This window comes from Hymenobacter psoromatis (genome assembly GCF_020012125.1).
GTDB classification, from domain to species: domain Bacteria; phylum Bacteroidota; class Bacteroidia; order Cytophagales; family Hymenobacteraceae; genus Hymenobacter; species Hymenobacter psoromatis.
Map to the genome: position 1 here is coordinate 4,146,933 of NZ_JAIFAG010000001.1, position 23,131 is coordinate 4,170,063.

Sequence of the window (23,131 nt, forward strand, 5' to 3'; positions counted from 1 at the left end):
TTTTGAGGTACTGAAGTGCTGTCGCTGAGTTTTTGGTCCTTGGTTCCTGGTTTTTAATCCTGGTTTTGAGCGTGCGATTTCTAGCCTCCGGGCGTCAAAGGTCGGCGGACGCTGGTCAAAATAGAAGCCTTCCCTTTTTTACGGCTAAAACCAGAAACCCTAAACCGAGAATTAGAAACCAGGCACTAGGAACTCCAAACCAGAAACTACCAATTTTTCGCGTAAACTTGTAGTTCATTCCCTGTCCACGTTTGGAGCCGACTGCTGCGCTTTCCGACGTTTTTGCCTCACTCTATCTTTCCCATTTCACCAATGGACATTCCCGACCACCCGCTCACGGAAGCTCGCCGCTATGGCTACGTGCAGGACGGGGGCGTTTGGCTGCGCCCGGTTTTGGGCCAGCCGGCCCGCCGCATCGGCCAGGTTAAAGACACGGACGATGACGCGCTGCGCTACTTTGGCCAGCGCTACGAGGCTTTTCGGGCAAAGATTGATGAGCTGCTAGAACGCCTGCAAGCTGCTGACAACCAAGGCTCTTACCTGATGAAGCTGCTGCACCTGCAGGAGCAGACCAAGCAGCACGACGGCCTGGGCGACTACGAGGGCCTGCACCGCCGCCTGCGCGAGGCCGAGGAGCAGCTCAACGTGTCGGTGGCCCGCAACCGCGAAAAAAACCTGGCCACCAAAGTCAGCCTCATCGAGCAGGCTGAGGCCCTGCGCGAAAGCGTGGAGTGGCTGTCGGCCAGCGAAACCGTGAAGGAATTGCGCCAAGCCTGGCTTAAAACCGGGCCCGTGGACAAGGCCCTGGCCCCGCCGCTCGAAGAGCGCTTTCACGGGGCAGTGCAGGAATTCTTTGACCGCCGCAAAGCCTTCCAGACCGACCGCAAGGCGCTGGCGCGCCGCACCGTGGAGCGCTACCGCGAGCTGGTGAACCAGGCCGAAAGCCTCAAGAACTCCGACCAGTTCGAAGCCGTGTCGCGGCAGCTTAAGCAGCTGCAAACGGCCTGGCGCGACGTGAATGGCAACCTGCCCAAAAAGCAGGCGGCCGAGCTGTGGACCCGATTTCGGGCGGCTAACAACCACTTTTTTGAGCGCCTCAAAACGCACATCGAAACCCAGCGCCCCGCCGAGGTGCGCCCCGGTGCCGTGCCCGGCTCACCCGAGGAAAGCCTGCTGCGCAAGCGCGAGCTGGCCCGCCGCGCCGAGGCCCTCATTGCCCTACCCCCCAACCAGGGCGTGACGCAGGCCAAAGCCCTGCAAGCCGAGTGGAAGCAAAGCGGCGCGGTGCGTGGCCCCGAGTCGGACCAGCTGTGGCAGCGCTTCATGCTGGCCTGCGACAAGGTATTTGAGATGAGTGCCCTCGACTACTACCTGCGCAAGCGCCAGGCTGAGGGCAGCCCGCCGCTGAGCCCCGACGAGCGCGCCCAGACCGCTACGGTGGCCTTGCGCAAGTTTATTGAGAGCGACCGCCAGGAGCTAGCCGCGCTGCGCGATAACCTGAGCAAGCTCAACAATTCGGCAGCTAATGACCAGTTCCGGCAACTCTTGCAAGGAAAAATTCGCACCTTCGAGCGTAAGATTCAAACTAAAACCGAGCTAATTACCCTCTTTCAGCTGTCTACCGGCAGCTAACCTTTGGCCGGGCATTTGCGTTGCGCCGGTGGCGCTTATATTTAGCAACCTTTTTTCCAACGCCTACCCCCTCTTTTTTTACCATGTACTGGACCCTCGAACTCGCCTCCTACCTGGAAGATGCGCCCTGGCCGGCCACCAAGGACGAACTCATTGACTTTTCTATTCGCTCGGGGGCCCCGATGGAGGTAGTCGAAAACCTGCAAGGGCTGGAAGATGACGGCCAGCCCTACGAAAACATCGAAGAAGTGTGGCCCGACTACCCCACCAAGGAAGACTTCATGTTCAACGAAGATGAATACTAATTCAGTTATCAATTATCAGTGAACAGTTATCAACTGTTCTTCAAATATTTGCGCGGGTTGCAGCCACCAGTTAGCCTCCTTCGGAATTGATAACTGATAATTGCTCACTGATAATTGAAAAGTTAATCGCGGGGTACCCCAATCGGGTGCTGCTCCGCGATTTTTCGTTGGTGCTGCCGGCCGCGCCCACGTTTGTGGCGGTGCTGGGGCACAACGGAGCCGGCAAAACCACCTTGTTTCGGGTGCTGACTGGGCAGCTGCCCTACCAAGGCTCGGTGCGGCTGGGCGGGCCCGAAGAGCTGCGCACGCTGCGCGGGCCGGCGCTGGCGCGGCGGCTGGGCTACCTGCCCCAGCGTGGCAGCCTCGACTTTGGCCTGGCTGCCCGCGAGCTGGTGGTGATGGGCCGCTACCGCCACCACGGCCTGTTCAGCACCTACGGCCCCGCCGACTACGCCCGCGCCGACGCGGCGCTGGCCGCCGTGGGCGCTACCCACCTGGCTGGGCAGGATTTCCGGGAGCTTTCGGGCGGCGAGCAGCAGCTAATATGGCTGGCCCAGCTAAGCCTGCACGATGCGCCGCTGTACCTGCTCGATGAGCCTACCCAGCAGCTCGACGTGTACCATCGGCGGCGCATTTTTGCTTTGCTAAGTGAGTGGGTAACGATAGAAGGGCGCACCATTTTATGCAGCACCCACGACCTCGACAGCCTGCCCGGCCTGCCCGGCTTCCTGCTCAATTTGTCGCGCCCGCACCCCAAGCTGCTACCCCTCAGCGCCGAATCGGTACGCGCTGAGCGCAGGTTTCTGGAAAAGGAATGAGTAGCGAAAGAACGTCATGCTTCCTTCGTCAGCATGACGTTCTTTCGCTACTCACCACTACCTATTCCCCGGCCGGCCGCGCAGCACGTGCCAGATGGAGCGCATAAACGGCCCCGGTGCCACCGAGTTCATCACCCGCAGGTTGTCGGCCCAGGATGTTTTTTCGTCCAGAAAGCGCAGGATGCGGGCCACCGGGTTGCGCTCGAAAAGCTGCTGAAAAATGTCGCGGGTCGTCTCGCCCCGGCGCTGCATAATGTCGAGCAGCAGCGTATCAAAAAGCCGGAACTGCCAGCGGTCGCCGGTGAGGTCGCGGGGCGGCCGGCCGGTGGCCGCCAGCGCCGCCGCCAGCCGCGCCGACTGCGCCTGAATGCGCCGGAAGGCGTAGCCGGTGCTCGGCTTGGCCCGCCCGGCGCGGGTCCCCAGGTTGATAATATTGGCCCCTACCCCCTCCGGCAGCGGGTGGTCAGTCATCGGAATAGCCCCCATTTCCTCCTCCACCATGCGGTAGTCGGCTGGCGCTAAATCCAGCGTATTCGTCAGGTAATCAAGAATATGGGCTTCGTATTCGGCCTTAGCTAAAACTTGCGCCGAGAAGAGTGTGTACTCGACCAGCGCCCGGCGCGGCGCGAAAGGTAGCACGTACATGAACCGCGCCTCGTGGTACTGCGGACCGCGAAAATCCATGAACTCGACCACGTTCGGGTCGAATACGTCGCGGGTGGTTTCGATTTCCCAGCCCACAAAATGCTGCAACAGGTAGCGGTGCCGGCCGGGCCGGGGCGTGATGGCCGGCGGACGGCTGTCGAAGGCGTAGTGAGCAATGAATTCTTCGCCAGCCTCGGTGCGGGCGCGCACCCCTACCCCCGTGTTTTCGAGCGAAGCCACCCGGCCGCGCAGCACCGTGAACTGCGCCGGCCGCGCCACCAGTGCTTGGTGCACGAACTGGTAGAAATCGAGCCCGCGCACGGTGCGGTAGCGGTACTTTCCCAAGTTGAGCACCCGCGCAAAACCCGGAGCCCGGAAGGCGATATGTTGCCATTCGCCCACGGCCAGCTTATCGAAGGGGGTAGGCTCGTCGGCCCAGTACGACCAAGTGCGGTCGTTGCGGTCCTTGGCTTCGGGCTCGATGAGCAGGATGCGCTTTTCAGCCAAGCGGGGCTCCTGAGCCAGGTAATAGGCCAGGCTCAGGCCCGCCGCCCCGCCGCCCACCAGCAGGTAGTCGTAGGGCAGCGGCGCGGAGGGGGGGTAGGGCATGGCACAAAGATGCGCGGGCGCGGCGCTTCGTCGATTTGGTGTTAGGTTCGTGGTGATACTAGTAGTACACTTATTCAAGTGGTATTTTTTTGTTATTCCCCGGTGCTTTACCCCGACCGATACCCTTTTATTTTATGAAGCCGTCCACCCCATTATTTTTTATGCCGGCCCTAGTGGCCGGCCTGCTGCTTACGTCGGCCGCCCACGGCCAGACGGTACTTTGGGCCACTAAAGTGGAAGATGTTTCTTCCCAAAAAGCCCAGGGCAAGGCCCCATTTTCGCCCGACAAAGCCTTGGGCGAACCCAACTCCCTACCCCTGGGCCAGACCAGCAACGAAGCCTGGACGCCGGGCAAGGACGGCTCCAACGAGTTCATTACCGTGCGCTTTGCCAAGTCAATTATCGCGCAGCAGGTGACGGTGATTGAGAACGTGAACCCTGGGGCCGTGACCAAGATTGAGCTGATTGACATCAAGGGAGAGCACCACGTGGTATACACCAACCCCAACCCCGGCCCGCTGCCGGTGGGTTTTCGCACGCTTCAGGTCAAGTTTAAGCCCGAGAAATACCGCACTATCGGCGCGAAAGTGACGCTGAACGCGGCCAAGGTGCCCGGTGACAATCAACTCGATGCCATCGGCATTGCCAACGTGGATGTGCAGATTGTGCGGCAGGATTTCAAAAACCCGGCCTCGACGGACGTGGAAACGGTACAGATGGACTCGACGCTCAAGAACCTGGGGCCCACCGTGAACAGCAAATACGTGGATACCCACCCGGTGATTTCGCCCGACGGGCGCACCATGTTTTTCGCCCGGCAGTTTTACCCTGAAAACCGCGGCGGCACGCGTGACCCGCAGGACATCTGGTATTCCAAGCTCACGAGCGGTAAAAACCAGACCTGGAGCACGGCCAAGAACCTCGGCACCCCGCCCAACGGCCCCGAAGACCCCAACGGCCTGGCCTCGGTATCGGCCAACGGGCAGGTGGCGCTGCTTATTGGCGTATACGTAGATGGCTTTATGGAGCCCAAAGGCTTCAGCACGAGCCGGCGCTCGCCGGGCGGCTGGAGCGTGCCGCAAAAGGTACCGATTGACAACTTCATCAACCAAGACCCGGCCCATATTGATGGGTTTATGGCTACCTCGGGCAAGGCGCTGCTCATGGCCGTGCAGCGCCCCGAGGGCCAGGGCGAGCAGGATATCTTCGTGAGCTTCCCTAAACCCATTCCGGTGGGCGAGCAGCCCGACCCTAAGCGGGTAGTGCAGTGGACTAAACCTATTAGCCTGGGCAAGACTATCAACACGCCGGGCGCGGACTTTGCGCCCTTCCTGGCGGCCGACGATAAGACGCTGTATTTCGCCTCGGATGGGCACGGCGGTTATGGGAAAAGTGATATTTTTTATTCAAAACGTCTGGATAGCACCTGGACCAAGTGGAGCGCCCCGCGCAACCTCGGGCCAGTGGTGAATTCACCCGATTTTGACGCGTACTACACCGTATCGGCGGCTGGTGATAACGCGTATCTGGTATCGGACCGCAACGGGATGGGCGGCTCGAAAGATATTTTTCGCATCGCGCTGGCTCCGGCTTTCAAGCCCGAAGTGGTGACGCTGGTGCAGGGCAAGGTGCTGGACGCGGTGACGAAAAAGCCCATCCGGGCCATTATTCACTACGAAAACCTGATTACGGGCGAGGAAATCGGGGTGGCCGAGTCGTCGCCGGTGGATGGCTCCTACACCATTGTGCTGCCGGCCGGTGTGCAGTACGGCTACCGTGCCGAAGCCGCCGACTACCTCGCCGAAAACGCCAGCCTCGACGCCACGGCGGCCGATAAATACACCGAGAAGCAGCAGGATTTATTTCTGGTGCCCTTCAAGGTGGGCCAAAAGGTGAAGCTCAACAATATCTTCTTCCCGCAGAGCCGGTATTACCTGCAACCCAGCTCGTTTCCAGAGCTATTGCGCCTGGTACGCATCCTGCGCGACTACCCCACGGTGGAAATTCAGATTGGCGGCCACACCGACAACCAGGGCGACCCGGCCCTGAACCTGAAGCTGAGCGAAGACCGGGTGAACGAGGTGAAGAAGTACCTGGTTAGCAAGGGAATAGATGCCAAGCGCCTCACCACGAAAGGCTTCGGCGGCACCGAGCCCATCGCCAGCAATGAGCAGGAAGAAACCCGCCGCTTCAACCGCCGGGTGGAGTTTACGATTACGAAGAAGTAAATTAGTAGCCGGCTTGGTCGTTGGGGAGGGGTAGCAGGGTACGAAAGCCTTGCTACCCCTCCCCAGCTACTGACTGACTGCTAACCGCTTATGTCCCTACCCCCCCGCTTTTTGCTGAGTGCCTGGCCCTGGCTGGCGGGGCTGGGAAGCTTGCTGGCGGCCGGGCCGGCGTGGGGGCAGGACGTGTATTTTTCGCAGGCCTTTGCCAACCGCCAAGCGGAAAACCCGGCCTGGACCGGCCTGGTGGACGATTATAGTGCCACGCTGAGCTACCGCGACCAGTTTCCGCAGCTGGCGGGCTCGTTTCAGACGGTGCAGCTAGCGGCGGGCTGGCGGCTGCCCAAGCCCGGCCTGCACCACGCGCTGGGCCTGCTTATCAACCAGGACCAGGCCGGCACCGTGGGCTACACCCGCCTCGGGGCCACCGCCCAATACGCCTACCACACCCGCCTGACCCGCACGCTGGCCCTGAGTGGCGGCGCGCAAGTGGGGTACGGCCGCCAGCGCGTGGGCTACGATAATCTGACTTTTGGCGACCAGTACAGCGCCGACGGTAGCTACGCCGGGGCCACGGCCGAGCGCCTGGCCGGCTTTCCGCCCGTTAATTACCTCACGGCGGGGGTAGGGGGCGTGCTTTATGCTGAGGAAGCCTGGTTGAGCATATCGGGCCAGAACTTAAACCAGCCCAACCTGGGTTTCAGCACGCAGGCGGGCCTACCCCTGCGGCTAACGGTGAGCGGGGGATACAAGCTTTTTTTACAAAAACCGGCCGGCAGCGGCAAGGGTGAGCAGCGCGAAATCAGCTTTATTCCGACCGCCAGCTACACCCGGCAGGGTGGCTCGCGGCGCTCGGAGGCCGGGGCCTACCTACTGGCCGACCCCGTGACCGTGGGTGCACTCTACCGCAACCTGAATAGCCCCAACCTGGGCACCCAGCACGTGGTGGCCGTGGTGGCGGGCATTGCGGTGGGCAGCCTGCGCGTCGGCTACAGCTACGACGTGGGCGTGAGCCAATTAGCCAGCGATTTGGGCGGCGCGCATGAAATAACTTTAACGCTCCGTGCGTTTGACAAGCTGGAAAACGCTTTTCGCAGGTTGAAAAGACGGAATTATCCAAACGCCCCTTGTCCCGACTTCTGATTATGCGTAATATTGCGAGTAAATTGTCCGACCTACATTTATTAACCCTCTAGGCACATTCTTTTTTATTATGCGATTCACTAATTATTTGAGCTTATTCGCCGCCAGCACCCTAGCGCTGGCCAGCTGTAGCAAAAACGGTACGCCCACGGCCACCAACCCCGGCAAAAAGTCGATGACTACGGGCATCGCCTACAATACCGACGAGGGCATGAAGGTGTCGGATTACAAGAAAATCCCGACCGGGCCGGGCCTCGTCTACATTGAGGGCGGCCGCACGGTGCTGGGCTCGCAGGAAGAGGACGTAACTAACAACCATGACAACATCGAGCGCACGGTAACCATCGCCTCGTTCTACATGGACGAAGCGGAAGTGGCCAACATTCACTGGTTGGAATACCTACACTTTTTGCGCAAAGACTCGTCGGAGGAGAAGTATAAGGCCGCCCTGCCCGACACCACCGTGTGGGCCCGCGACCTGTCGTTCAACGACCCCTACGTGACGTACTACCTGCGCTACCCCGGCTTCCGCTACTTTCCGGTAGTAGGCGTGAACTGGCTGCAAGCCGATAGCTACTGCGCCTGGCGCACGGCCAAAGTGAACGAGAACCTGGCCAAAGGCGGCGGCGGCGAGAAGAAAAGCGGCGGCCTGTTTGGCAAGAAGAAAGACAAAGGCGCGACTGCCGCCACTGGGGCCGAAGGCGGCGGTGCCGGGGCTATGGCCAGCGGCAAGGGCGGCCCGTCCATCGAAAACGGCAATTCGCTACCCAACTACCGCCTGCCCACCGAGGCAGAGTGGGAATACGCCGCGCAGGCCCTCATTGGCACGCAGGAAGTAGGCAACGAAAACCAGGAAGAGAAGCGCATCTACCCTTGGGATGGCCGCTCGACCCGCAACCCTTACGGCAGCAAGCAGGGCCAGTTTTTGGCTAACTTCAAGCGGGGCCGCGGCGACTACGCCGGCATCGCGGGCAGCCTGAACGACGGAGCCATGATTACGGAGTATATCTACGCCTACCCCCCTAACGACTACGGCCTGTACAACATGGCCGGCAACGTGAACGAGTGGGTGCAGGACGTGTACCGCCCGCTTTCGTTCCAGGACGTGGAGGACCTCAACCCCTTCCGCCGCAATGGCGTGGGTGACGATGCCAAGAACTACGACAAAAAAGGCTACCAGAGCCTGATTGATGACCACGTGCGGGTATACAAAGGCGGCTCGTGGCGCGATGTGGCTTACTACCTCTCGCCCGGCACCCGCCGCTTCCTGGCCGAGGATTCGGCGACCTCCACCATTGGTTTCCGCTGCGCCATGATTAACGCCGGCTCAAACAAATAGACCGCAGATTCAACCTGATTTAGTGGATTGAACAAATTTTTTTGCAAAGCAAAAAGGCTACCCACCAGGGTAGCCTTTTTGCTTTTTGGCTCTGCTGGTTGCAACTCGCAAATCGACTCATAGTAGCGTTGACTAGCGCGGCAATGAGCAGCCTACGCTCCCCCACCCCTGCGTAGCCAGCCGCGAAGCGGCGTATCTGTGAAATCCGTTTGAATCTGCGGTTCAGTTTGAATCTGCGGCCGCGATGGTGGCGATGCTCACGGCGGCCGCGCCGGCGGCCAGCAGCACGGCGGCGCAGGCTTCGAGGGTGGCCCCGGTCGTGAGCACGTCATCGACTAGTAGCACGTGGCGGCCGGCGATGGCGGCGGGCTCGGCTACCTCGAAGACCGTGGCTACGTTTTGCCAGCGCTCGGCGCGGCCCTTGCGGGTTTGGGAGGCGGTGTGCTCGGTACGGCGCAGGGCGTGCGGGGCGCTGGGGCAGGGTAGGGCGGCGGCCAGGCCGGTGGCGAAGGCTTCGGCCTGGTTGTAGCCGCGGCGCGCCAGCTTGCGCCGGTGCAGCGGCACGGGCACGATGAGGCCAAACTCAGCGCTCATTCCCGCCGCGGCCAGCTCGGCTCCGTAGAGCTGTCCCAGGGCCCGCCCTACCCCCGCCTGGCCCTGATACTTGAGCTGGTGCAGCAGCTGCTGCACCCGGCCGTGGCGCAAAAAGCGCAGGTAGCTGAGCGTGTGGCGCACCGGTAGCTTACCCCAGAAGCGGCGGGCCAGCGGGTTCTGGGCTGAGGGCAGCAGGTGGTAGCCGGTGTAGGGCAGCTCGGCGCGGCAGCCGGTGCACAGGTGCTGCTCGCCCGCCACCAGGGGCTCGCGGCAGGCCAGGCAGGACTTCGGGAAAAATAAGGCCGCAAAATCGGCCAGTAGCGGGCGTAGCATAAGCAAGGGGGTGGGCGGATGAGCAGGCTGGGGCCGGGCGGCCGAACTTATCCCCGCTCAAAGCCCGTTCTTTGTGCCTGCTTTCAGTGAAGTAGCATTCGCATTTTCACAAACATACCGCTATTTTGAAGAGTAGCGTGGGCGTTAGAAGTTCGTGCGCAGTGGCATTGAACAACGTTCCCAAGCGCAGACTCGCAGTACCCACGCTATTTCTTAACTCCCCATTCCCCTACCCCCTTTCCGTGTCGCTTACTACTGATTTTAACGACTACCGCCAGCGGATGAACGAGCGCGTGCTGGCCTACGACAACAAGGTTATCAAGCGCTTTTTCAACCTTGATACCAATGCCTACCAGGCGGGCGCAGTGCCCGTGAAAGTGAAAGAGATGCTGGGCCTGGCCTGCTCACTGGTGCTGCGCTGCGACGACTGCGTGAAGTACCACCTCGGCAAATGCCACGAAGAAGGCCTGAGCGACGAGGAAGTGTTCGAGGTGTTTTCTATTGCCAATCTTATTGGGGGTAGCATCGTGATTCCACATTTCCGCCGCGCCGTGGAGTACTGGGAAGTACTGCGCGCCGAAGCCGCACTGGCGGGTCCGAACGGGCCAGCCGCCGCTAGCCACCCGCCTCATGTCCACTAGCCCTACCCCCCCCGCCGGGGCCAGCGAGAGCGAGGCCGAGTTCAACGAGCGCTGGGAAACGCTGCTGGCGGCTATGCAGGTGCGGTTCGACCGGCGGCCCGACCTCAACGCGCTGCTGCTGCTCATTGGCGTGCAGGAGCTGGGGCAGGGCGTGGCGGCCTTCACCAAAGAGCAGAAGCAGGACCTGATGCACATCGCTACGTGCAAGCTCTTCAGCCTCAGCGGCCACTACGCTCTGGAGCGCATGGACGACGAAGGCTGGCCCCACTACCAGCTCCTTACGCCCGTGCCCTTCGCCAACCTCAAGGAGCAGGAGCGCATGCTGAAATGGCACATCCTGGAATACTTTGATGAGTTAGATTAATTGGTGGTTGTCGACCCACATGAAAATTGTTTCCTATAACCTGAACGGCTTGCGCTCGGCGCTTAGCAAGGGGCTGCTTGACTGGGTAGCCGCCACCGCGCCCGATGTGCTATGCGTGCAGGAAATAAAAGCCGGTACTACCCCTCTCGACGTGAGCGGCCTGGCGGCGCTGGGCTACCGCGCCTACCTGCACCCGGCCCGCAAGCCGGGCTACAGCGGCGTGGCCACGTTCAGCCGCCGCGAGCCCACAGCCGTGGTGGTGGGCTGCGGCGAGCCGCTGTATGATGAGGAGGGGCGGGTACTGCGGTTGGATTTTGACGACGTATCGGTGCTCAATACCTACATGCCCTCGGGCACGAGCGGACCGGCGCGGCAGGCATTCAAAGTGGCGTGGCTGCACTGGTTTCGAGCCTACGTGGCGGGGCTGCGCCAGGATGCGGCCGTGCCGCCGCTCATCATCGGGGGCGATTATAATTGCTGCCAGACGGCCCTCGACCTGCACAACCCCAAGGCCAACCAGCAGAGCCCCGGCTTCACACCCGAGGAGCGTCAGTGGTTCCGGGACCTGCTGGCCGATGGCTGGCTCGACTCGTTTCGGCAGCTGCACTCTGATGCGCCGGGCCACTACTCGTGGTGGAGCTACCGGGCTGGCTCACGCGCCCGCAACGTGGGCTGGCGCCTCGACCACCTGCTACTCGACCAAGCCCTGCTACCCCGCCTGCGCGGGGCCGGCCTTTGGCCCGATGCTGTGCACTCGGACCACTGCCCGGCGTGGGTGGTCATGGAGTAAATGGGTAAAACGTCCTGCTGACGAAGGAAGCATCTCGCCCGCGTAACTAACCCCAAACGGCAGGATTACTTACGCGGGCGAGATACTTCCTTCGTCAGCAGGACGTTTTACTCAATGACCAAGCGCTGCGACGATACGGCGTGGCCGGTACCATCGCGGAGCACGACGTGGTAGAGGCCCGCTTCCAACCCAGCGGTGCGGATGGTGGGGGCGGCCGCGTCGGCGTCGCCTATCACTTTGCTGCTAAGTAATTGACCCAGTCCTGAATAGAGATTCACCGAATAGCCAGCTACCGAGGCGGCGCTCGTGCCAAGCGTTACCAGCTGGGCAGCGGCCGGGGCCGGGTTGGGGTAGAGGCTGAAGCCAGCCACTGCGGGGCCGGCGGCCAGCACAGCCACGGGCGAGAGGGTAGCGCGGCCATCGGTATCGACTTGGCGTAAGCGGTAGTAGAGCAGGCCAGCTTGGGTGGCGGCATCCGCGTCGCGCAGGGTGTAGGCGTGCCGCGAGTTGCTGGTGCCGCCGGCTGCTACCTGCCCGATAGCCACGAAGCCCTCACCCGGCTGGGCCGAGCGCTCGACCGTGAAGCTGCTGCTATTCAGCTCAGTAGCAGTAGCCCAGCTGATTTCGGCCCCGGCCTCGCCGGGCAGCCGGCGCACGCCGAAGCTGATGAGCGTCACGGGCAGCGGGCCGGTGGGCGGGATGATGCTCAGCGCGCCGTTGGAGCTGTCAGTAAAGGCATAGTACACATCGGTATTGCTCACGGCCGTAGCTAGGCCTGAGATGCGAATGCCCACTTTTGAGAAGTTTTTGGTTGTGTTGAAGCTGATGGTCTGGCGGCCATCGGGTAGCAGGTTCACTTTGAGCAGCGACGAGCCGGAGGCCGTTTCGAGCACGTTGCCGTCTTTGTCGTAGGTCACCAGGGTCATGCGGCTCAAGGCAGCTACGTCGAGCAGGCTGCTACCACCGATTATCATACCCGCCCGGTTGCCGGCCTGGCCCACCTGTTTGCCAGCCTGGCCGGCACTATCCAAGTCCAGGATTAGGCCCTCCCAGTTGGCCACGCCAACGCCCACATTAATAGTAGCCGCCGAGTTGGGGTTGCCCGCGCCGTTGGCGGGGGTAGTTACGCCGCAGGCCACGCACAGCAGGCCGCTTGCCTGCGTCGCGTAGTGTTGCTGCCCATCAGTGAAGCCCGACGAAATTACCTGTTGCGGCGTGGTCGAGGCCACACCTACCCCATAATAAAGCTGTAGGTTGTCAAGGGCCGCCGCCACGTCGGTGCGCTCAATCGACACGGCATCGAAGGGCATGGTGGCCTGGAAGCTTACCAGCGACTTGCTGTCGGGCAGCACGCTCAGGCCCAGCAGCGACGCCCCGGAGGCTGTTTCCTGAAGCACACCATTCTTGTAGGTGCGCAGCGTGAGGCCGCCCAGCACGCTGGCATCCAGCAGCGTATTGTTTTGGCCAATCACGAAGCCGGCCTTATAAGTACCGGGGGCGGTGCCCGTTAGCGCCACTTGCAGCTGCGGGTTGCAACCCACCGACAGCAGGCTGCCGAAGGTCGCGTAGTTGGTCCGGCTGCTATCTACCGCGTTACCGGGGTTGCTTACTTTACCGGCGCAGTTCCCAGTCACGCTGTACTGGCCGGGCGTAGTTGTAGTGGAGTTCGAGGTGAGGCCCGTTACCTGCGTTCCCAGGTTCTGGCCCACGCCGTAGGCATAATACACGCTCAGGTTGGTGCCTAGGTTAGCCACCGAACTAAATTCAATCTCTACCTGGTCAAAATCGGCCGTTGAAATAAATTCCAGCTGCGTGGGGTCGCCCCGGCCCGCCAGCAGTTGCGCCTGGGCCACGCTACCCTGCACCACGCGCTGTTCCTGCGGCTGGGTGGGGGTAGGGCCGGTGCTGAGGTAAGTACGTAGCGTGATAGTACCCAGCGTATTCAGACCGAGCGACGCGCTGTTGGCCGATACCAGCACGCCGGCCCGGTAGCCGGCCAGGGCCGTGCCGTTGAGCTGGTAGCGCAGCCGTGCCGTACCCGCCAGGGGCAGGCTTATGGTGGCCGTAATGTTGGCACCCCCGGTGGGGGCCGTTACGGCCAGCTGAATTTTACCCGTGCATAAGCCGAGCGGGCAGTTATTTTTAAGGTCCGCCTGCGTAGGATTCCCGGTAGAATAATATGCTGCCCCGCGTGCGCTGGCGGCCATAAACAGGAGACTCAGCAGCAAGGCTACTACGCCAGCGTTTTTAAAGCTACTCCGCAGGGCGGAAGAGTATTTAATTTTTCCAAGAACTAGCATAATACTGATGGCTAAAGATTGAGCGTGCTTCTATTAACTCAATCAATCGGCCATTTTTTTATCTTCTTGATTATCAATAATATTTTATAAATTATTATTTCATATTTTCTCTCAAAACAGCATAATTTTCTACTTACAGGACGAATCCGCACGAACTTTGCCTCTCGTATTTAGGGTAAGCATAAATTTTATCCAGGAATTTTACACAATCACTAATTAGATGTTTTTCCTCTTTTTATAATTTTTCTAATAAAAACTTGCTTATTAAGCATTCTATAGCCGAGCTTATATTTTCCCTTCTTCCTCCTACCCCCCCGTGGTGACAACTTCTACTTATTATCATATTTGGCTTATCGCGCCGGACAGCCACTATATCACACGGCTGTGCCACCGGCTTAGTCTCAACCCTGACTACCAAGTGCGGCGCTTCTCGACGGTGGCGCAGGCGCTGGCCCACCGCCCGGCCGCCACGGCAGCTCCCAACGCGCTCATTCTGGACAGCGATGGGCCCGAGGGCCTGCCCCGGCGCATTGTGCGCAAGCTGCACGAGCGCCTGCCCGCCGCCCGCTGCTACGTGCTGGCCAGCGAGCCCAACCTGGAAGCCGAAGGCGAGCTGCTGGAACTGGGCATCAGCGCCTACCTGGCCAAAGACACCAACAGCCCCGAGTTGCTCTGGAAAGCGCTGGCGCAGGCCCGGCAGCAACCAGCCCCAGTCCCTACCCCCCCGGCAGCGCCCCAGGCCCCGGCCGGGCTGCTACTAGGCAAGCACGCCAGTATGCAGCAGGTGCGCGAGCTAATTGCCAAGGCCGCCCGCACCACCATTACGGTGTCGGTGACCGGCGAAACGGGTACTGGCAAGGAGTTGGTGGCGCAGGCCATTCATGCCGAGTCGGCGCGGGCGCGGCAGCCGTTCGTGGCTATTAACATGGCGGCCATCCCGCGCGAGCTGCTGGAAAGTGAGTTGTTTGGCCACGAAAAGGGAGCCTTTACGGGCGCGACGGCCCGGCGCGTGGGACACTTTGAGGAAGCCAACGGCGGCACGCTGTTTCTAGACGAGATTGCCGACCTAGAGCTGGTGCTGCAAGCCAAGCTGCTGCGCGTGCTGCAAGAGCGGGCCGTAACGCGCGTGGGCGGCAGCCAGCCCGTGCCCTTCGACGTGCGCCTGGTGGTGGCGACGCACCGCGACCTGGCCGCCGAGGTGCGGGCCGGCCGCTTCCGCGAAGACCTGTATTACCGCTTGCTGGGCCTGCCCATCGAGCTGCCCCCGCTGCGCCACCGGGGCTGCGACGTGCTGCTGCTGGCCGACACCTTCGTGCGCGACTTCTGTCAGCTCAACCAGCTGCCGCCGCGCGCCTTCAGCCCCGAGGCTCGCAAGCGCCTGGCCGGCTACTCGTTTCCGGGCAATGTGCGCGAGTTGAAAGCGATGGTAGAGCTGGCCGCCGTGCTGGCCGACGGCGAGCAGATAGAAGCCACCGACATTGCGCTGCGCATGGCCCCGACCGCGCCCGAGCCGCTGACCACCAGGGCCACGTCAGCGACGGCGGTCACAGCGCTGGTTTTTCCGTCGCTACGCGAGCAAACGCTGGCCATTATGCAAGCCAGCCTCACGGCGGCGAACGGCGACGTGGTGGCCGCCGCCAACCGCCTGCGGGTGGGCCGCTCCACGCTCTACCGGCTGGTGCAGAGCGGACACTTGCAACTGCCCGCCGCCTAACCCGCTAAAATGCCCGAATTTTACTGTAACCCTACCCCCTTCCCAACGGTTAAATGCCCGATGGCGGCTCGCAGCCGAGCCGCCCGGTTCTTTCCTATCTTCTAGTCCTTACGTTTATGTGGTACGTATTTTTTGCCCTGATTCTGGCCACGGCTCTGCTTGCCCTCGACACCGCCCGCAAAGTGCGCGAAATGGTTAGCCCATCGCCCGTACGCGCCTAGTTGCTCAGTGGCCCGTCGCGAAAGCGACCCGCCAACAAAAAAGCAGCCTCGCGGCTGCTTTTTTGTTGGCGGGTGCTGGCCGTTCGGCCCGGCGCTCATTTTAGCGGATAACCAGCTTGCAGAGCTGACTGGCGTTGTCGGCTTCCAGCTTCACATAGTAAAGCCCGTTGGCGAAGCGGCTCAAATCCAGGGTTTTCGTATACCGCTCGTTCAGCTCCGTTAGCGTTTCACGGTACAGGATGGTCCCGATGACGTTAAGCACGATTATTTCCACCTTGCGCCCTTCTAGGCCGCTGATAGTGAGGTGCACGATGCCGGTGCTAGGGTTAGGATACACGACGAGCGTGTTATCGCTGAGGGTAGGGCGAGTGATAGTCTGGCGCACGCCCGCATCGGCGTAAGCCGGGCCAGGTGGCAGGGCCCCCAGCGCGCCGCCCAGGCTGGCAAACCATAGTAACCCAAATAGTAGGTGTTTTTTCATAATAGTATCAACCAGAACACGGTAGCCGGGTAGCATGAAAGTTAACGACTAACTTATCTTTTGGTTTCGCAAAAGTACAATTGCCGACGCATCACTATACGTTTTCTTAGGTAAAGACAGTTTTTTATTCGCTCAAATTATGAGTTTAATCCATAATTTTTCTGCTGAGCCGACCGACGCGCTGGTGTTGGGCGGGGGGCTGGCCGGGCTGGCGGCGGCTCTCGACCTGGCCAGGCGCGGGCACCGGGTGGCAGTAGTAGAGCGGCGACGCTACCCCTTTCACCGGGTGTGTGGCGAATATGTGAGCAACGAAGTGCTGCCCTACCTGCGCCGGCTGGGGGCTGACCCGGCGGCACTGGCTCCGGCCCGTATCCGGCGGTTCGGGTTGTCGTCGCCGGCCGGGCGCTTGCTCGATAGTCCGCTCGACCTGGGCGGCTTCGGCGTGAGCCGCTATCAACTCGACGATTTTTTATACCAACACGCCGTGAAGCAAGGCGTTGAATTTGTTTTTGCCACCGTGGCCGACGTGACTTTCGATGCGGCCGCCGGCCAGCACCGGGTGGCCCTGGCCGACGGCCGCCAGCTCACGGCCCCACTCGTGCTGGGCACCTACGGCAAGCGCAGCGCGCTCGACCGGCAGCTGGCGCGGCCCTTCTTCCAGGCGCGCTCGCCCTACCTCGGCGTGAAATACCACCTGCGGCTGCCGGGCTTCGCCCGCGACGTGATTGAGCTGCACAATTTTCGGGATGGCTACGCCGGCATCTCAGCCATCGAGGAGGATAAACTGTGTTTTTGCTACCTCACCACCCGCGCCAACCTCAAGGCGGCGGGCGGCGGCATCGCCGCCCTGGAAGGCGAGGTGCTGGCCCGCAACCCGCGCCTGGCTGATATTATGCATAATGCCGAGCAGCTTTACGCGCAGCCCGAAGTAATTAACGAGATTTCCTTCGCCCCCAAGCAGCCCGTGGAGCAGCACCTGCTGATGGTGGGCGACGCGGCCGGCCTCATCACGCCGCTCTGTGGCAACGGCATGGCGATGGCCCTGCACGGCGCGGCGCTGGCCGCGCCGCTGGCCAGCCGCTTTTTGCGCGGCGAGCTGCCGCGCCCGGCCCTGGAGGCTGCCTATGCCCGCGCTTGGCAGCAGCAGTTTGGGGCGCGGCTGCGGGTAGGGCGGGCGGTGCAGCGGCTTTTTGGCGGGCCGGTGTTGAGCGAGCTAGTAGTGGGCGGGCTGCGCCACTGGCCCGCTGCCGTGCGCGCCCTGATGCGCCAGACCCACGGCGCGGAGTTTGGCTAGAGCTTGCCCTCGCCCCGCCCGTACAGCAGCCCAGCCCGCCAAATGGGCCGCGCCCTCGTATATGGGGAGGCCGACCAGCCGCTTGCGCTGGTTGGCTCTTTTTTTGAATGCGCGCCGGGCTTAAGTGCCGGGCTAGCCCGTAAACTTGCGCTTCTAACTCTTCCCAATGCCCAGCTACCTGGGTGCCATCGGCACCGCTACTCCCGCCCACCGCCTCGCCCAGCCCGTCATCGCCGATTTTATGGCTGGGGCGCTGCAACTGGACGCGGATGGCACGCGCAAGCTGCGGGCGCTCTACCGGGTATCGGGCATCGAGCACCGCTACTCGGTGCTGGCTGATTATGGCCGGGCCAATGGCGACTACGAGTTTTTTCCCAACACACCGGGCCTGGAACCCTTCCCGACCGTGAGCCAGCGCATGGCCGCCTACCGGCGCGAGGCCCTACCCCTGGCCCTGGCCGCCGTGCGAGAGAGCTTGCGTCAAGCCCCTGGCATCGAGGCTGGTAGCCTCACGCACCTCATCACCGTAAGCTGCACCGGCCTGTACGCGCCGGGTCTGGACATTGAGCTGGTGGCGGCCCTGGGCCTACCCCTGCACGTGCGCCGCACCTGCGTGAACTTCATGGGCTGCTACGCGGCCGTGAACGCCCTGCGCCTAGCTGACAGCATCGTGCGCGCCGACTCCGCCGCGCGGGTGCTGGTGGTGAGCGTAGAGCTGTGCACCCTGCACTTCCAGAAGAGCCACGAGGAGGACCACCTGGTGAGCAACGCGCTGTTTGGCGACGGGGCGGCGGCGGCCCTGGTATTGGGCCAGCCGCTGCCCGGCCCTACCCCCTGTCTAGCGCTGCAAGCCTTCCACTGCGGCCTCGCGCCCGAGGGTACCAAAGACATGGCCTGGCACATCGGCGACTTCGGCTTTGAGATGACGCTTTCGGGCTACGTGCCGGCGCTCATTGAGCGCGGCATCGGGCAGCTCACGGCCGAATTGCTAAAGGACCTGCCGGTACGCCGCGAAGATATCCGGCACTTCGCGCTGCACCCCGGCGGACGCAAGATACTAGAAGCCATCGAGAAAGCCCTGAACCTAAGCCGCGACGACAACCGCCACGCCTACCGGGTGCTGCGCGAGTTTGGCAATATGTCGTCGGCCACGGTGCTTTTCGTGCTACGCGAGTTGCTGAGCACAGCCTCATCTGCCGACAATGGGGCACCGGTGCTCAGCTGCGCCTTCGGCCCCGGCCTCACGATGGAGGCCATGCTCTTGAAAATCTGCGCCTAGCGCCGGCTTTTCCGCCTCCGGCCAGGGTAGCCGCCCGGCAACCGATTGAGACCCCACCCGTTAAGCTGGGGGTTAAGCCTCGCTAAGCGCAGTACTTTCGGCGTTCGAAGCGTACTTTTTCGCGCGCTTTTCCACTCTTCTGTCTCTCACCATGCGTATTCTACCCCTCGCCGCGGCGGCACTGCTGCTTAGCACGTTAGCTTTCAGCGGCTGCCAGTCTAGTGACAGCAACGCGCCGCTGGCCAGCGACCTCAATTCCAGCAACCCCGCTATTGCCGAGCAGGCCCGCAAGGTGCAAAGCCTGCTCACCGAGATGGGCCAGCAGCGGGCCCGCATTCAGGCCGAGCAAGACAAGCTCACCGCCCTGCAACAGCAGGTGGAAGGCTCGCGCCAGAACCTGGAAGGGCTCAAGAAGCAAGCTCAGGCCACGCCGTAGGGGTAGGGATTTACACTGCGTAAAGCGTTAGCCTTTTTCATTAAAACGTTATTTCTATGGATTGGGAAACATAGTTTAATACCTACTCGCTCAGAGTTTTAAAAACGAATACTTTGCGAACTCTGCACGAAACGCTATCTACCTAATGGGTACGCAACGCCTATACCTTAAAAATGCTGACTGAAAAAGGTGATTTGATTCAGAAGGCCGAAAACGGGGAATTCGATGTTATTGTGCATGGTTGCAACTGCTTCTGCACAATGGGAGCGGGCATCGCCAAGACTATCAAACAAGTTTTCCCGGCTGCCTATCAAGCAGACCTCGCTACCGTTAAGGGTGACAGAGCCAAGCTCGGCAGCTATTCCTTGGCGCAAGTGAATAACGCAGGCAAGCCGCTCGCCATCGTAAATGCCTACACGCAATACCAATGGCGGGGCGCAGGTCGTAAGGTTGATTATACTGCTGCTCGGCAAGTATTCCAACAAATCAAAGATGCTTTTACCGGGAAGCGCATTGGCTATCCCGCGATTGGCGCGGGCTTGGCAGGTGGCGATTGGACTATAATCGCCGCGATTATTGAGGAAGAATTAGCTAGCGAAAACCACATTTTTATAGAGTGGCAAAAATGAGCGCCACTAGCTTATTTTTCTTTTACTGCCAAAATCACCACCTGCCATCGAAAGGCCCAGCACCAGCGCAACTCGTACTTCGTGATGCCGGCCTGCGCCAGCAGCCGCCGCCAATCGGCGCGCGAAAAGGCGCGGGCCACGGAGAGCGGCGCGTCGTTGCGTACCAAGCGCGAGCCTCCAAAGAGCCGGGTTAAGTACTTGATGCTGTGGTAGGCCAGCCAGTGGCGGTGCAGGTCGTTGATGACCACGGCCAGGCCCGCCTGCTGGTGCCAGCGACGCAGCAGGTCCACCAACTCGGCATCAGTAAAGTGGTGGCAGAAGAGGCTGGCCGTGAGCACGTCGTAGGGCTGGGCCGCAAACTCGGGGCTGAAGATATCGAGCTGCTCGTAGCTGATTTCGGGGTAGGGCTGGCTTTTCTGGCGGGCGTAGGTGAGCATAAAGGCGTTGGCGTCGATGCCCGTTAGTGCCATCCCTATCCCCCGGCGGCGGGCCCAGCGGGCTACGTGGCGCAGGGTGTCGCCGCCGCCGCTGCCCAGGTCGGCTAGGCGCAGGGGGCGGGCGAGCGGAAAGCGCGGGCGTAGGCGAGCCAGCGCCGCCAGCACCGGCCGGTAGCCGCCGAGCCAGGTATTGATGGTTTCCAGCTCGTCGAGGTTCTGCCGCAGTTCGTCCGAAGCCAGGGTAAGGTCGTCCATCAGCTCGGGGGTAGTGGCGCGGCGGCTCAGGTTCATGAGCGCAAAGGTGGGCCGGAGCCGGCAAAAAGTAGTAGCTGGCTCCGCCAGGTCGGTACTCTGCCCAGAATTCTGGCCAGTCAGCAAAAAATATGATAATACCAACAGTGAATTGAATCATTGCGCGCTACTGGCGTGTATATTGCGCCTCTCCTTGCGCTTCTATGTTCTTCATTTCTACTCTCCTAGCCGCCTGGCTGCTAACTAGCGTTCCCTTTGGCGGGCCTACCCGCCCAGGGGCGGCGCGTATAGCGCGCATGAGGCTGCCTGCCGCCTTCGGCTACCCCGATGGCGTGGCCCTGGCCCCCGACGGCAGCCTGTACGTAGTAGATACGGATAGCTTAGCTCTGAGAAAAATAAGCCCGACCGGCATAGTTACTACCCTGAATACCGGGCCCTTGCGCTACCCCACGGCCGTAGCCCTAGCCCCCGATGGCACGGCCTACGTGGCCGATGCCGGCAATCACCACGTGGTACGCGTGCCCCCCACCGGTCCGCCTATCCCCCTCACCAACCAGAGCTTCGCCTACCCCTGCGGCGTGGCCGTAGCCGCCGACGGCACCCTTTACGTGGCCGACGCGGGCAGCGGGCCGGGCAGCGGCGCGGTGTTTCGGCTGCCACCGGGGGGAAGCTTTCAGGCAGTGACTACCGGCCTACCCCACCTCGGTGGTGTGGCCGTAGCTCCCGACGGTACCGTGTACGCAACTGATACAGAGCATAGTACCATCTTAAAAATTAATGCCGCGGGGGAAGTAACCACTCTGCCTGCCGGCGACTTGAGTAAGCCCCACGGCCTGGCTGTAGCCGCCGACGGTACCGTATATGTGGCCGATACCTACAACCACCGTGTGCAGCGCCTCGACCCGGCCGGCGGGGGGCACACGGTGGCCAGCGGCTTTGCCTATCCTTTAGGCGTGGCCCTCGACGCGGCCGGCAACGTGTACGTGACCGATACCGGGCACGGTAGCCTCAAAAAAATCAGCCCGGCGGGCGTTGTGACGATGTTGCCCGAACTCGGCTCCGTGCTGGCCGGCCCCACAGCCGGCCGCCGGCAATAGCAGTAGCGCGAAGTTTTCATTTCGTGCGCGAGCGCAGCGAGCAACCGGAACCAGGCGGCGCGGATACCGATGCTCGCTGCGCTCGCGCACAAAGTGGAAATTCCGCACTACTTTACTTTACTAGCGCACGTAATCGGCCAAATACTGGAAGCGGGGGTATAACTGCCCAGCGCGGGCGATGGTGGCGCGGGCCAGCATGCCGGCCGGGTCACCGCCGAGTAGGGCCGGAAAAAGCTGGTCGAGCAGCTGGCGGCTGAAGTCGCGGCTGGCGTTGCGGGGCAGCTCGCAGGGCAGGTTATCCACGGCCATGACGGTGATGGTAGCGGGGCGGGCGTAGGCCGGTTCCAGCTGGCCGGTGGCGGGGTCATAGTCGAAGGCGGGCTCCGCGATGGTGCTGCTACGCTGAGTGAGCGGGATGGAGCCGTTCACATCGCAGGTCACGTCGGCAATCACACTTATCTTAAAATCAGCTCGTTGCGTATCAGCCTCGGTGAACAGATGCGGGGCGGCGGGGTCCCAGTAAGCGCAGGCGATGAGCAGGTCGGTCACGGGCGCGTACTTAGCAAACGTAGACTCGTAAGCAGCCGGCTCCTGGTGAAAATTAGCCGTGTCCCAGACCCGGCCGTCGCGGCGGCGGTTGTAATCCGAGCTGCACAATTGGGTGTACACTGGCTCGTGGAAATCGAGGTAGAGGTAGTCGTACACGCTTACTCGACGAATATCCATGCGGCCCAGCACTTCCAACGCGCCTTGCGCCACGCGGCCAGTGCCGGTGATGGCGATTTTGATGGATGGTAGGCGCTTGACCTTGAAAAACTCCTCCTCCATGTCCTCCATATCCACGCACTGCCAGGCCGGCTTGAGGGCAAACAGGCCATGCTTGCGGCCATAGGTTAGCAGCCCGTTATACGCCCCCACGATGCCCGCCCAGTGCCCGAAGGCCACCACGCGCTGGCCGGCCGCGTTAGTCAGCAGCTCGTAGTCAATGAGAGTAATTTGCTCGTGCAGAACAGTTTGCAACAGCTGTTTATTCGCCGGCTGCTGCTTGATGGTGTGCGAAAAGAAGCAGTACGTCTTGCCAGGCAGCAGCCAGGCCACAGGCACCTCCTTCACGCCCAGCAGCAGGTCGCAGGCGGCCATATCGTCCTTCACCTCAATGCCCAGGTCGAGGTATTCCTGGTCCGAAAAGGCGCGGTGGGGGCTGGGCTGCACCCGCACCCGCAGGCCGGGGTAGGCGTCTTGCAGCTCCACGCATTTTTTAGGGGTGAGGGCCACGCGGCGGTCGGGTGGGGTGCGGCCTTCGCGCAGCAGGCCAATGAGGGTGGGTAGGGGCATAAAATAGAAGTGCCTGCGAAAGAGCGTCATGCTGAGCTTGTCGAAGCATCTCGCTCGCATCGTTGAACGACATCCGAACGATGTGAGTGAGATGCTTCGACAAGCTCAGCATGACGCTCTTTTTTAGCCAAAGACAGGAAACGTTGCCCCAAAATTACGCCCTACCCCCGACCAAACCGGGCTTACCTTTGTTAAGGAAAAAGTCGCCTCTTTCGCCC

At 61.6% G+C, this 23,131-nt stretch carries 20 protein-coding genes and 1 pseudogene; 15 read left to right on the forward strand and 6 right to left on the reverse strand.

Going from position 1 to position 23,131, the window contains the following annotated elements:
- The first annotated feature begins 312 nt into the window (after positions 1 to 312).
- The 3 genes and pseudogenes from LC531_RS17900 to LC531_RS17910 all read left to right on the forward strand — a co-directional run.
- Positions 313 to 1,632 carry a DUF349 domain-containing protein gene (locus LC531_RS17900; RefSeq protein WP_223652723.1) on the forward strand — a complete coding sequence of 440 codons (1,320 nt, stop codon included), beginning with the start codon at positions 313 to 315 and terminating at the stop codon, positions 1,630 to 1,632.
- 83 nt (positions 1,633 to 1,715) lie between these two features.
- Positions 1,716 to 1,937 (forward strand): DUF2795 domain-containing protein, encoded by a 222-nt coding sequence (locus tag LC531_RS17905; RefSeq protein ID WP_068339058.1) that lies wholly within the window; start codon positions 1,716 to 1,718, stop codon positions 1,935 to 1,937.
- Positions 1,938 to 2,137: 200 nt separating this feature from the next.
- A pseudogene (locus LC531_RS17910) lies at positions 2,138 to 2,755 on the forward strand (ABC transporter ATP-binding protein); the annotation flags it as partial.
- A gap of 57 nt (positions 2,756 to 2,812) precedes the next feature.
- Here the strand turns inward: LC531_RS17910 and LC531_RS17915 are convergent.
- Positions 2,813 to 4,009 (reverse strand): lycopene cyclase family protein, encoded by a 1,197-nt coding sequence (locus LC531_RS17915; protein WP_223652728.1) that lies wholly within the window; start codon positions 4,007 to 4,009, stop codon positions 2,813 to 2,815.
- A 134-nt stretch (positions 4,010 to 4,143) separates the two neighbouring features.
- On the opposite strand from LC531_RS17915, the gene LC531_RS17920 reads away from it, so the two are divergent.
- The 3 genes from LC531_RS17920 (at position 4,144) to LC531_RS17930 (ending at position 8,716) form a co-directional block, all read left to right on the forward strand.
- Positions 4,144 to 6,237 carry an OmpA family protein gene (locus tag LC531_RS17920; protein ID WP_223652729.1) on the forward strand — a complete coding sequence of 698 codons (2,094 nt, stop codon included), beginning with the start codon at positions 4,144 to 4,146 and terminating at the stop codon, positions 6,235 to 6,237.
- A gap of 90 nt (positions 6,238 to 6,327) precedes the next feature.
- Positions 6,328 to 7,377, forward strand: coding sequence for a PorP/SprF family type IX secretion system membrane protein (locus LC531_RS17925; RefSeq protein ID WP_223652730.1), 1,050 nt, complete (start codon positions 6,328 to 6,330; stop codon positions 7,375 to 7,377).
- A 70-nt stretch (positions 7,378 to 7,447) separates the two neighbouring features.
- A complete protein-coding gene (locus LC531_RS17930) occupies positions 7,448 to 8,716 on the forward strand; it encodes an SUMF1/EgtB/PvdO family nonheme iron enzyme (RefSeq protein WP_223652731.1) in 1,269 nt (422 codons plus the stop codon).
- Positions 8,717 to 8,938: 222 nt separating this feature from the next.
- Here LC531_RS17930 and LC531_RS17935 read toward each other — a convergent pair whose 3' ends face one another.
- Positions 8,939 to 9,643 carry a ComF family protein gene (locus LC531_RS17935; protein ID WP_223652732.1) on the reverse strand — a complete coding sequence of 235 codons (705 nt, stop codon included), beginning with the start codon at positions 9,641 to 9,643 and terminating at the stop codon, positions 8,939 to 8,941.
- A gap of 281 nt (positions 9,644 to 9,924) precedes the next feature.
- On the opposite strand from LC531_RS17935, the gene LC531_RS17940 reads away from it, so the two are divergent.
- Genes LC531_RS17940 through LC531_RS17950 form a run of 3 tightly spaced genes read left to right on the forward strand, consistent with a single transcriptional unit; the run spans position 9,925 to position 11,438 of the window.
- On the forward strand, positions 9,925 to 10,284 hold the full coding sequence (locus tag LC531_RS17940) for a carboxymuconolactone decarboxylase family protein (RefSeq protein ID WP_262903451.1): 360 nt from the start codon (positions 9,925 to 9,927) through the stop codon (positions 10,282 to 10,284).
- Positions 10,274 to 10,648, forward strand: coding sequence for a hypothetical protein (locus tag LC531_RS17945; protein WP_223652734.1), 375 nt, complete (start codon positions 10,274 to 10,276; stop codon positions 10,646 to 10,648). Before LC531_RS17940 ends, LC531_RS17945 begins: the two co-directional genes overlap by 11 nt.
- A gap of 19 nt (positions 10,649 to 10,667) precedes the next feature.
- Positions 10,668 to 11,438: an exodeoxyribonuclease III gene (locus LC531_RS17950; RefSeq protein WP_223652735.1), complete on the forward strand. Its 771-nt coding sequence runs from the start codon at positions 10,668 to 10,670 to the stop codon at positions 11,436 to 11,438.
- Positions 11,439 to 11,545: 107 nt separating this feature from the next.
- Here LC531_RS17950 and LC531_RS17955 read toward each other — a convergent pair whose 3' ends face one another.
- Positions 11,546 to 13,645 carry a T9SS type A sorting domain-containing protein gene (locus LC531_RS17955; RefSeq protein ID WP_223652737.1) on the reverse strand — a complete coding sequence of 700 codons (2,100 nt, stop codon included), beginning with the start codon at positions 13,643 to 13,645 and terminating at the stop codon, positions 11,546 to 11,548.
- A gap of 412 nt (positions 13,646 to 14,057) precedes the next feature.
- On the opposite strand from LC531_RS17955, the gene LC531_RS17960 reads away from it, so the two are divergent.
- On the forward strand, positions 14,058 to 15,452 hold the full coding sequence (locus tag LC531_RS17960; protein ID WP_223652739.1) for a sigma-54 interaction domain-containing protein: 1,395 nt from the start codon (positions 14,058 to 14,060) through the stop codon (positions 15,450 to 15,452).
- 321 nt (positions 15,453 to 15,773) lie between these two features.
- On the opposite strand, the gene LC531_RS17965 is transcribed toward LC531_RS17960, so the two are convergent.
- Positions 15,774 to 16,154, reverse strand: a complete 381-nt coding sequence (locus tag LC531_RS17965; protein ID WP_223652740.1) for a T9SS type A sorting domain-containing protein — start codon at positions 16,152 to 16,154, stop codon at positions 15,774 to 15,776.
- Positions 16,155 to 16,293: 139 nt separating this feature from the next.
- Between LC531_RS17965 and LC531_RS17970 the strand changes: the two genes are divergently transcribed.
- The 4 genes from LC531_RS17970 (at position 16,294) to LC531_RS17985 (ending at position 19,792) form a co-directional block, all read left to right on the forward strand.
- Positions 16,294 to 17,448 carry an NAD(P)/FAD-dependent oxidoreductase gene (locus tag LC531_RS17970; RefSeq protein ID WP_223652743.1) on the forward strand — a complete coding sequence of 385 codons (1,155 nt, stop codon included), beginning with the start codon at positions 16,294 to 16,296 and terminating at the stop codon, positions 17,446 to 17,448.
- Between the two features lie 166 nt (positions 17,449 to 17,614).
- Positions 17,615 to 18,727: a type III polyketide synthase gene (locus tag LC531_RS17975; RefSeq protein WP_223652745.1), complete on the forward strand. Its 1,113-nt coding sequence runs from the start codon at positions 17,615 to 17,617 to the stop codon at positions 18,725 to 18,727.
- 151 nt (positions 18,728 to 18,878) lie between these two features.
- Positions 18,879 to 19,163 carry a hypothetical protein gene (locus LC531_RS17980; RefSeq protein ID WP_223652747.1) on the forward strand — a complete coding sequence of 95 codons (285 nt, stop codon included), beginning with the start codon at positions 18,879 to 18,881 and terminating at the stop codon, positions 19,161 to 19,163.
- A 173-nt stretch (positions 19,164 to 19,336) separates the two neighbouring features.
- Entirely contained in the window at positions 19,337 to 19,792 is a 456-nt protein-coding gene (locus tag LC531_RS17985; protein ID WP_223652756.1) for a macro domain-containing protein, read from the forward strand.
- A gap of 11 nt (positions 19,793 to 19,803) precedes the next feature.
- Here the strand turns inward: LC531_RS17985 and LC531_RS17990 are convergent, their stop codons facing one another.
- On the reverse strand, positions 19,804 to 20,520 hold the full coding sequence (locus tag LC531_RS17990; RefSeq protein WP_223652758.1) for a methyltransferase domain-containing protein: 717 nt from the start codon (positions 20,518 to 20,520) through the stop codon (positions 19,804 to 19,806).
- A 257-nt stretch (positions 20,521 to 20,777) separates the two neighbouring features.
- Between LC531_RS17990 and LC531_RS17995 the strand changes: the two genes are divergently transcribed.
- The gene (locus tag LC531_RS17995; protein ID WP_223652760.1) at positions 20,778 to 21,578 is read left to right on the forward strand and encodes an NHL repeat-containing protein; all 801 of its coding nucleotides are present in this window, start codon (positions 20,778 to 20,780) and stop codon (positions 21,576 to 21,578) included.
- A 120-nt stretch (positions 21,579 to 21,698) separates the two neighbouring features.
- Here LC531_RS17995 and LC531_RS18000 read toward each other — a convergent pair whose 3' ends face one another.
- Entirely contained in the window at positions 21,699 to 22,913 is a 1,215-nt protein-coding gene (locus LC531_RS18000) for an NAD(P)-dependent oxidoreductase (protein WP_223652762.1), read from the reverse strand.
- Between the last annotated feature and the right edge of the window lie 218 nt (positions 22,914 to 23,131).

Excerpts from the sequence above, each read along its gene's own strand:
- LC531_RS17900 (WP_223652723.1), top strand. The coding sequence starts at position 313 with ATGGACATTCCCGACCACCCGCTCACGGAAGCTCGCCGCTATGGCTAC.
- LC531_RS17905 (WP_068339058.1), top strand. The coding sequence starts at position 1,716 with ATGTACTGGACCCTCGAACTCGCCTCCTACCTGGAAGATGCGCCCTGG.
- LC531_RS17915 (WP_223652728.1), bottom strand. The coding sequence starts at position 4,009 with ATGCCCTACCCCCCCTCCGCGCCGCTGCCCTACGACTACCTGCTGGTG.
- LC531_RS17920 (WP_223652729.1), top strand. The coding sequence starts at position 4,144 with ATGAAGCCGTCCACCCCATTATTTTTTATGCCGGCCCTAGTGGCCGGC.
- LC531_RS17925 (WP_223652730.1), top strand. The coding sequence starts at position 6,328 with ATGTCCCTACCCCCCCGCTTTTTGCTGAGTGCCTGGCCCTGGCTGGCG.
- LC531_RS17930 (WP_223652731.1), top strand. The coding sequence starts at position 7,448 with ATGCGATTCACTAATTATTTGAGCTTATTCGCCGCCAGCACCCTAGCG.
- LC531_RS17935 (WP_223652732.1), bottom strand. The coding sequence starts at position 9,643 with ATGCTACGCCCGCTACTGGCCGATTTTGCGGCCTTATTTTTCCCGAAG.
- LC531_RS17940 (WP_262903451.1), top strand. The coding sequence starts at position 9,925 with ATGAACGAGCGCGTGCTGGCCTACGACAACAAGGTTATCAAGCGCTTT.
- LC531_RS17945 (WP_223652734.1), top strand. The coding sequence starts at position 10,274 with ATGTCCACTAGCCCTACCCCCCCCGCCGGGGCCAGCGAGAGCGAGGCC.
- LC531_RS17950 (WP_223652735.1), top strand. The coding sequence starts at position 10,668 with ATGAAAATTGTTTCCTATAACCTGAACGGCTTGCGCTCGGCGCTTAGC.
- LC531_RS17955 (WP_223652737.1), bottom strand. The coding sequence starts at position 13,645 with ATGGCCGCCAGCGCACGCGGGGCAGCATATTATTCTACCGGGAATCCT.
- LC531_RS17965 (WP_223652740.1), bottom strand. The coding sequence starts at position 16,154 with ATGAAAAAACACCTACTATTTGGGTTACTATGGTTTGCCAGCCTGGGC.
- LC531_RS17970 (WP_223652743.1), top strand. The coding sequence starts at position 16,294 with ATGAGTTTAATCCATAATTTTTCTGCTGAGCCGACCGACGCGCTGGTG.
- LC531_RS17975 (WP_223652745.1), top strand. The coding sequence starts at position 17,615 with ATGCCCAGCTACCTGGGTGCCATCGGCACCGCTACTCCCGCCCACCGC.
- LC531_RS17980 (WP_223652747.1), top strand. The coding sequence starts at position 18,879 with ATGCGTATTCTACCCCTCGCCGCGGCGGCACTGCTGCTTAGCACGTTA.
- LC531_RS17985 (WP_223652756.1), top strand. The coding sequence starts at position 19,337 with ATGCTGACTGAAAAAGGTGATTTGATTCAGAAGGCCGAAAACGGGGAA.
- LC531_RS17990 (WP_223652758.1), bottom strand. The coding sequence starts at position 20,520 with ATGAACCTGAGCCGCCGCGCCACTACCCCCGAGCTGATGGACGACCTT.
- LC531_RS17995 (WP_223652760.1), top strand. The coding sequence starts at position 20,778 with ATGAGGCTGCCTGCCGCCTTCGGCTACCCCGATGGCGTGGCCCTGGCC.
- LC531_RS18000 (WP_223652762.1), bottom strand. The coding sequence starts at position 22,913 with ATGCCCCTACCCACCCTCATTGGCCTGCTGCGCGAAGGCCGCACCCCA.